This is a genomic window from Inquilinus sp. (assembly GCF_057815775.1).
This window is the reverse complement of the sequence record NZ_JBYRFX010000465.1, coordinates 1-7160: the sequence shown is the minus strand read 5'-3', so window position 1 is coordinate 7160 and position 7160 is coordinate 1. Positions and strand designations below refer to the sequence as shown.

At 70.1% G+C, this 7160-nt stretch carries 8 protein-coding genes; 3 read left to right on the top strand and 5 right to left on the bottom strand.

Features of this window, described 5'->3' with window-relative positions:
• The 3 genes from AC3XYG_RS16530 to AC3XYG_RS16520 form a co-directional block, all read left to right on the top strand.
• The coding region (locus tag AC3XYG_RS16530; protein WP_489140944.1) for a methionine ABC transporter ATP-binding protein at positions 1-795 on the top strand (795 nt) is incomplete at its 5' end.
• Positions 764-1432, top strand: coding sequence for a methionine ABC transporter permease (locus AC3XYG_RS16525; RefSeq protein ID WP_489140943.1), 669 nt, complete (start codon positions 764-766; stop codon positions 1430-1432). The genes AC3XYG_RS16530 and AC3XYG_RS16525, both read left to right, overlap by 32 nt.
• Before the next feature lie 93 nt (positions 1433-1525).
• Positions 1526-2305 carry a MetQ/NlpA family ABC transporter substrate-binding protein gene (locus AC3XYG_RS16520; protein ID WP_489140942.1) on the top strand — a complete coding sequence of 260 codons (780 nt, stop codon included), beginning with the start codon at positions 1526-1528 and terminating at the stop codon, positions 2303-2305.
• Between the two features lie 223 nt (positions 2306-2528).
• Here AC3XYG_RS16520 and AC3XYG_RS16515 read toward each other — a convergent pair whose 3' ends face one another.
• The 5 genes from AC3XYG_RS16515 to AC3XYG_RS16495 all read right to left on the bottom strand — a co-directional run.
• Positions 2529-2975 (bottom strand): DoxX family protein, encoded by a 447-nt coding sequence (locus AC3XYG_RS16515; RefSeq protein ID WP_489140941.1) that lies wholly within the window; start codon positions 2973-2975, stop codon positions 2529-2531.
• A 132-nt stretch (positions 2976-3107) separates the two neighbouring features.
• Entirely contained in the window at positions 3108-4283 is a 1176-nt protein-coding gene (locus AC3XYG_RS16510; RefSeq protein ID WP_489140940.1) for a helix-turn-helix transcriptional regulator, read from the bottom strand.
• Positions 4284-4380: 97 nt separating this feature from the next.
• The gene (locus AC3XYG_RS16505) at positions 4381-5235 is read right to left on the bottom strand and encodes an alpha/beta fold hydrolase (RefSeq protein WP_489140939.1); all 855 of its coding nucleotides are present in this window, start codon (positions 5233-5235) and stop codon (positions 4381-4383) included.
• A complete protein-coding gene (locus AC3XYG_RS16500) occupies positions 5232-6119 on the bottom strand; it encodes an NAD(P)-dependent oxidoreductase (RefSeq protein ID WP_489140938.1) in 888 nt (295 codons plus the stop codon). Before AC3XYG_RS16500 ends, AC3XYG_RS16505 begins: the two co-directional genes overlap by 4 nt.
• A 355-nt stretch (positions 6120-6474) precedes the next feature.
• Positions 6475-7160, bottom strand: a 686-nt coding sequence (locus AC3XYG_RS16495; RefSeq protein ID WP_489140937.1) for a hypothetical protein, incomplete at its 5' end; no start/stop codon positions are given.

Genomic DNA, 7160 nt, shown 5'->3' with positions numbered 1-7160 from the left:
TTCCAGCATTTCGCACTGCTGTACTCGCGCACCGTGTTCGGCAATTTCGCCCTCCCGCTTGAGCTGGCCGGCCTGGACCGCCGCACAATCGCCCAACGGGTCGACCGGCTGCTGGAGCAGGTCGCGCTGACCGACAAGCGCGACCGCTATCCGGCCGAACTGTCCGGCGGGCAGAAGCAGCGCGTCGGCGACGCCCGCGCTTTGGCCAGCGAGCCGAATGTCCTGCTGTGCGACGAGGCGACCTCGGCGCTCGACCCCGAGACCACGGCCTCGATCCTGCAGCTGCTGGCAAAGATCAATCGCGAGCTCGGCCTCACCATCGTGCTGATCACCCATGAGATGGCGGTGATCAAGGCGATCTGCCATCGCGTCGCGGTGCTGGAACACGGCCGGGTGATCGAACAGGCGCGGGTGTTCGACCTGTTCACCCGGCCGCAGACCCCGACCTCCCGCGCCTTCGTCGCCAGCGTCACCGGTGCCGAGCTGCCGGACGATCTGGCGGCCCGGCTGTCCGACGCGCCCCTGGCCGGTGGCGAGACCGTGCTGCGGCTGGTCTTCGCCGGGGCGCAGGCCGGCACCACGGCGATCGGCCAGCTGGCCCGGCGCCTGGGCATCGACGCGGCACTGCTGCACGGCCGGGTCGACAGCGTGCAGGGCGCGCCGTTCGGCACGCTGATCGTCTCGATCCCCGGTGGGCCGGAAACGGCACGGCCGGCGATCGATTTCCTCACCTCCCTCAAGCTTTCCGTCGAGGTCCTGGGCCATGTCCCCGCAACTCTTCGCGCTGCTGGCTGACGCCGCCTGGGCGACGCTGTACATGGTCGCGGTCGCGGCCGCGATCGGCACCCTGCTGGGCGGGCCGATCGGGGTCTGGCTGGCGACCAGCGGCAAGGGCGAGCTGTTCGCGGCCCCTGCCGCCAACCGCATCGTCGGCCTGGTGGTCAACGCCACCCGCTCCACCCCCTTCATCATCCTGGTGGTGGCGATCATTCCGTTCACCCGGCTGGTGGCCGGCACCTCGATCGGCACCACCGCGGCGATCGTGCCGCTGACCATCGCCTGCGTGCCCTTCATCGCCCGGATCATCGAGGCGGCGGTGCGCGAGGTCGACCAGAGCCTCGTCGAGGCGGCCAAGGCGATGGGCGCCACGCCGCTGCAGATCGTGCGCAAGGTGCTGGTGCCCGAGGCGATGCCGGCGATCGTGCTGGGCCTGACCCTGACCGTGGTCAGCCTGATCGGCTATTCCGCCATGGTCGGCGCGGTCGGCGGCGGCGGCCTGGGTGACCTGGGCATCCGCTATGGCTACCAGCGCTTCATGCCGGAGATGATGGCCGCCGTGGTCATCGTGCTGATCCTGTTCGTCCAGGCGGTGCAGATGGCCGGCGACCGGCTGGCCCGCCGCGTCAACAAGCGCCAGCGCGCCGGATCCTGATAGAGGCCGTCAGGCGCACCGCGCCTGACGGTTCGGCCTGAGGGCCGGCCCGCGGTCGCGGGCTGGGCTTTCCAATACGCGAGGGGGATACTGATGAGCCTGAAGACCATTCTGGCCGCGGCGGCGCTTGCCCTGCTGGCCATGCCGGCGGCGGCCGAGACCATCAAGATCGGCGTCACGCCGGGGCCGCATGCCGAGATCCTGGAACAGGTGAAGCCGATCGCCCACGCCCGCGGCCTGGACATCGAGATCGTCGAGTTCACGGATTACGTGGTACCGAACGCGGCGCTGGATTCGGGCGAACTCGACGCCAACTCGTTCCAGCACGAGCCCTATCTCGTCAACGAGATCGAGAAGCGCGGCTACAAGCTGAGCAAGGTGGCCAACACCGTCACCTTCCCGATCGGCTTCTATTCCAGGAAGATCAAGGCGATCGGCGAGTTGCGCGACGGCGCCACCGTCGGCATCCCGAACGACCCGACCAATGGCGGCCGCGTGCTGTTGCTGCTGCAGAGCGCCGGGCTGATCAAGCTGGCCGACGGCACCGGGCTGAAGCCGACCGTGGCCGACATCACCGACAACCCGAAGAAGCTGGAGATCGTCGAGCTCGACGCGGCGCAGTTGCCGCGGTCGCTCGACGACACCGACATCTCGGCGATCAACACCAACTATGCGGTCGAGGCCGGGCTGGACCCGGCCAAGGATGCGATCCTGCGCGAGGCGGCGGACGGCCCCTACGTCAACATCATCGCGGTACAGACGGCGCGCAAGGACGAGCCCTGGGTGAAGATCCTGGTCGAGAGCTATCACAGCGACGCGGTGAAGCAGTTCCTGGCCACCCGCTTCAAGGGTGCCGTGATCGCCGGCTGGTAAGAGACCGCTTGTAAACGCACCTGGTGCGGCCGTCTGATGGCGGTTTCTGCGCTTCCGGTGCTCACGGACGACCATCTCCGCTGCGCGCCGGTTCTCGAAACCGCCACCAGCCGACTCACACCAGCGCATTTCCAAACGATCTCTAAGCGCACGGACCAACGACACACCGGACAGCAGAAAGGGCGCCGGACCGATGGTCAGGCGCCCTTTCCGTATGGACGCTTCAGTCGCGTGGGATGGCGTCGAGCGAGTGGCGGCCGCCGCCCGTGCCGGCGATGAACAGCAGCCCACCGAGCACGGCAAAATTGCTCATGAAGATCACGAAGTCGAATTCGAACCGGTCCGGCGGCGAGTTCCAGAAGCCATGGAAGATCACGGTCGCGACCACGGTGAAGCCGGCCAGGACCAGGGCCGCCAGCCGGGTGTGCCAGCCGAGCAGCAGCGCCGCGCCGGCGACAATCTGCAGCACCGTGGCGGTGCCGAGCAGCAGTTCCGGTGCCGGCAGGGTGTAGCTCTGCACATAGGCCATCATCGTCGCCCAGTCCGGGATCTTGGAGATGCCGGCGGCGAAGAACACCAGCGCCAGGCACAACCGGCCGGCGAGTTGAATAAGGTCGAGCCGGATCATCGTCGACTCGGTGGCGTGCGCGTCTAAGGTGGTGGTGGACATGGAAATGGGTTTCGGTCGTTCCTGGATTACGGTGGTAACTTAAGCCGATCATTGTGGCTGCGCCGTGTCCGCCATCACAGCCTGTCACAGAGAAGGGGCACCGCCGCTCCCCGGTCCTGCCACAATCGACCCTCAGTGCGGCGTTGGCCGGGGCCACCGGGCTTCTGCGTGACGCTGTCGCACCAGGCGGCCCTCCCGGGCCAGGTCGGCCAGCAGCCGGATCAGGGCGCCCTGGCGCCGCGTCCCGGTCTTGTCGAACACCATGCGCAGCTGGGTGCGCAGCGTCTCGCGGCTGAGGCGCAGCTGGTCCGCGATTTCGGTCAGCGACAGCCCGTCATGCAGCGACACCACCAGCCGCACTTCGGCCGGGCTGAGGCCGAACATCGCCGGCAGCAGCTGGTGCAGATCCCCCTGCGCCCCGCCCAGCGGCGTCAGGAACAGGGCAGCCGCAGCCAGCGGCGCGGTGATCGACGCCGGGCGGCGGGCCGGCAGCCGGCAGCCGCCGGCGATCAGCGCCCCGGCCCCGCCCGGCCCGGGCAGGAACCGGGTCAGGACGGAGTCCGGCATCGGGTCCAGCACCGCCGCCACCAGGGCCCGCAGCGCCGTCGCCTCGGCTGCATCAGGTGATTCCAGCCGGTTGCCGCGCAGCCGCAACCGGCCGCTCTCGAACAGCTGCTCCGCCGCCAGGTTGGCATGCAGGACGCGGCCATCGGCCGTCAGCAGGATCAGCGCCCGGTCGAGCCGGTCGAGCACATCCTCGGCGGCGCCGGCGCGGCTGGTCAGCGCATCAAGCCGCTGGTGCAGCGCCAGCATGCGGCGGATATGCGGCACCAGCAGGTCGAGCCGCCGCACCTCGTCCGGTGTGAACGGCCCTTCGCGGCGGGCACGGTGCACCCCGATACCGGCCAGCCCCGGCGCGAATTCCGGCTCGATCGCCCCCATGGTCCAGCGATAGCCGTTGCGGTCCAGGAAATCCCCGAGCGGCTGGCGGTCGAACCAGTCGGCGTCCACCACCTCGTGGCAGGCCTGGGCCTGCGGTGGCAGGCGGCGCCAGGCCGGCAGGCGGGGATCCTCCAACGCGTAATCCGCGACATAGTCGGCATGCGCCGCCGGGTCGTAGCCGACGGTCGCGGCGAAGGACGCCCGGCGGCGGCATAGCCCCGCGCCGGGTTCGAGCATCAGCACCTGCGCCGCTTCGCCGCCGGTCCAGTCGCGGATGTCGGCGAGCACGGGCTGCCAGGCCACCGGATCGTTCCCGGCATCGTAGATGCCGGCCACCAGTCCGCTGAGTCGTTCGAGATCTCCCACGCCGATCCTCCGTCACCGGGAATGTCGGACTTATTTTGATTAAAACCCCATCGATCTCTCCCCGGCAAGTGCCGTGCAGTATCGGGCCCTGCCGGATTCAGCCGGTCGCGGCGTTTTCCGCGACCAGGCGGTTGACCTCTGCCGCCGCCTCGATCGGCAGCATGTGGCCCTGGCCGGGGAAGAGGTGCAACGCCACGGTGCCCGGCAGGCCCCAGCCGTGATGGGCCGGCAGGATGACGTCGTTCATCCCCCATAACACCTTGATCGGCATGGTCAGTTCCCTCAGCCGGTCACGCAGCACCAGGCGCTGGGCGCCGGCGGTGAAGCATTGGTCGGCCAGGCGGCGCAGCGTCGGCCGCGTGCCGGGCGCCCGCATCGCCATCAACACCAGCTCGCCCAAAGCCGGGGTGATCGGCGACGGGTCGGCGTAGAGCGGCCGCAGCGCCGCCGCCAGGGCTTCCGGATCGTCGGCCGCCAGCAGCCGGTCGATGAAGTCCGTGTTGACCTGGGCGCCCAGGCTGCCGGGCGCGATCAGGGTCAGCGAGGCGGCACGGCCGGGCTGGGCCAAAGCCGCCAGCAGCACCACGGCGCCGCCCAGGGAATGGCCGACCAGATGGGCCCGGGCGATGCCGAGCGCGTCAAGGAAGGCCCGCAGCGCCTCGGCCAGGCCGGGCACGCCGCCCGGTCCGAGATCCTTGGACGAGCCGCCATGGCCGGGCAGGTCGAGCGCAACGACCGGCCGGCGGGCCGACAGCGGCCCCTGATTGGCGGCCCAGGTCAGCAGCTCGCCGGCGAAACCGTGCACCATAACGATCGGCGTGGCATCGCCCGTGCCCATGCGGCGGAAGCGGATCGACCGGCCATCGGCCAGGGTGACGGTCTCGGCGCGGATGCCGCCGGACAGTGCCGGATGCGGCGCGGCGCCCCCGCCCGCCAGGTCCGGGAGGCTCATTCCTTGATGCCGGCGAGGCCGAACTGCACCTTGTGGATGGCATTGGCCTGCAGCTCGCCATAGCCCGCCGCCAGGGCCGCGCGGTACAGCTCCGCCGTCAGGGCGGTGCCGGGCATCGGCACCAGGCTGGCCTTGCCGAGATCGAGCATCAGCCCGATGTCCTTGGCCATGTTCTTGAGATGGAAGGCCGGCGCGAAGTCGTTCGCCAGGGTCTTGCGTGCGGCGCCGCGGATGACGGTGGAAGAGCCGCCGAAGCGGTCCAGCACCTCGATCACCCCGTCCGGCGCCAGGCCGTTCTTGCGGGCCAGGGCCAGGCCTTCGCCCAGCGCCGCGGTCTGCGCCGCCGACAGCAGGTTGCCGATCAGCTTCATGACCGCGCCGGCCCCGTTGGGGCCGAGATGGTGGACCCCGCCGGAGATCGCCTCCAGCACCGGCCGCACCGAGTCCAGCACCACGGGGTCGCCGCCGACGATGAAGCCGATGGTGCCGTCCCAGGCCTGGCCCATGCTGCCGTAGACCGGGGCGTCGAGATAGAGGTGGCCGGCCTCGGCCGCCGCTTCGGCCAGCGCGCGCGACACCACGGGGTCGGTGGTGGTGCTGTCGACGATCACCGCGCGCTTGGCGGCATGGGCCAGGGCGCCGTCGGGGCCCAGCAGCAGCGCGCGCTGGGCGTCCGGCCCGGTGACGCAGAGCATGACCCGGTCACGGCCCGCCACCGCCGCGGCCACCGATGCGGCACGATGGTAGCCAGCATGGCCGGTGATCTCCTCGGGCAGCTCGACGGCGCTACGGTTCCAGGCGTGCACGGTGTGCCCCGCCTTCAGCAGGTTGCGGACCATGCCCCGGCCCATCAGCCCGAGCCCGAGATATGCGATGTCGGCCATGGATCCAGCTCCTCCCGTCATGACGCGGCGCGACCGGAAACCGGCCGCGCCTTCTTACATCCTACAAAGGCTGCGCCGGGAAGCCAGCCCGTTGCCGCAGGGGGGAGCCGGCCATGCCAACCCTTCACTGGGCGGTTCCGGGTAAGCCGACGGCGCCAGCACCTCCGGCCCCTCCCGCGGGGCGGGAGAGGCGAAACACTCCGACTTTTTGGTTTCGGTGGCTGGGATCGCGTCGGCGAGCCCCGATTCCCATCCCTACCTGTCATGCCCGGACTTGATCCGGGCATCCAAAGGCTGTCGACATTCTCTGGATTGCCGGGTCAAGCCCGGCAATGACAGGTGGGGGAGACCGCCGTCACCCCGTATCCGGCGGCTTTGGCCTGCGGCTGCTGCCGGCACGAAACTCGGGCGGATCCTCCGGCCAGGGCTCGTCTCCTGACCCCACGAAGCCCAACTTCTCCAGGGCCTTGTCCGCCACTTCCAGCCAGCGCTCGACCTTCGGCGGATATCCCCAGCGCCGGCACAGCGTCGCCACCGCGATCTCCGCCCGGCTGCTCTCGACCAGCTCGGCCACCTCAGGCCGCTCCAGACCCTCGCAGACTTCCCGCGCGCGGCGGGAGCCTTCATCGCCGTCGAGCGTGTCGTGGGCCGCCGCCATCATCGCCAGCTTCACCCGCAGGCTGTGATTCTGCTGCCGGTTTGCCTCCCGCCTTGCCACGGCCGTGCGCCGCTCGTCGCGTTGGCCGGCGAACTTGTCCTCCAGCAGCAGCGTCAGCCGCAGCGACTTGGTGAGCACGGCGATGCGCTGGCAGTAGTCGACGCCGGGCTGCGGCGTCTCCACCGCCTCGGTCCGGGTCGCCTCCATCACCTCCATCTGGATCTCGGCCGCCCGCGCCAGCATCCGGGCATGCCGCGCCGACCGCTCCTCCTGGGGAGCGGCCGGGGCCTCCGATGCCGGATGGGATTGCGCCTTGTCCATGGAACAAAGGATGAACAAGGTCGCTGGATAATACCACTGCGATCGTGCTTTCCGGCCCGGGC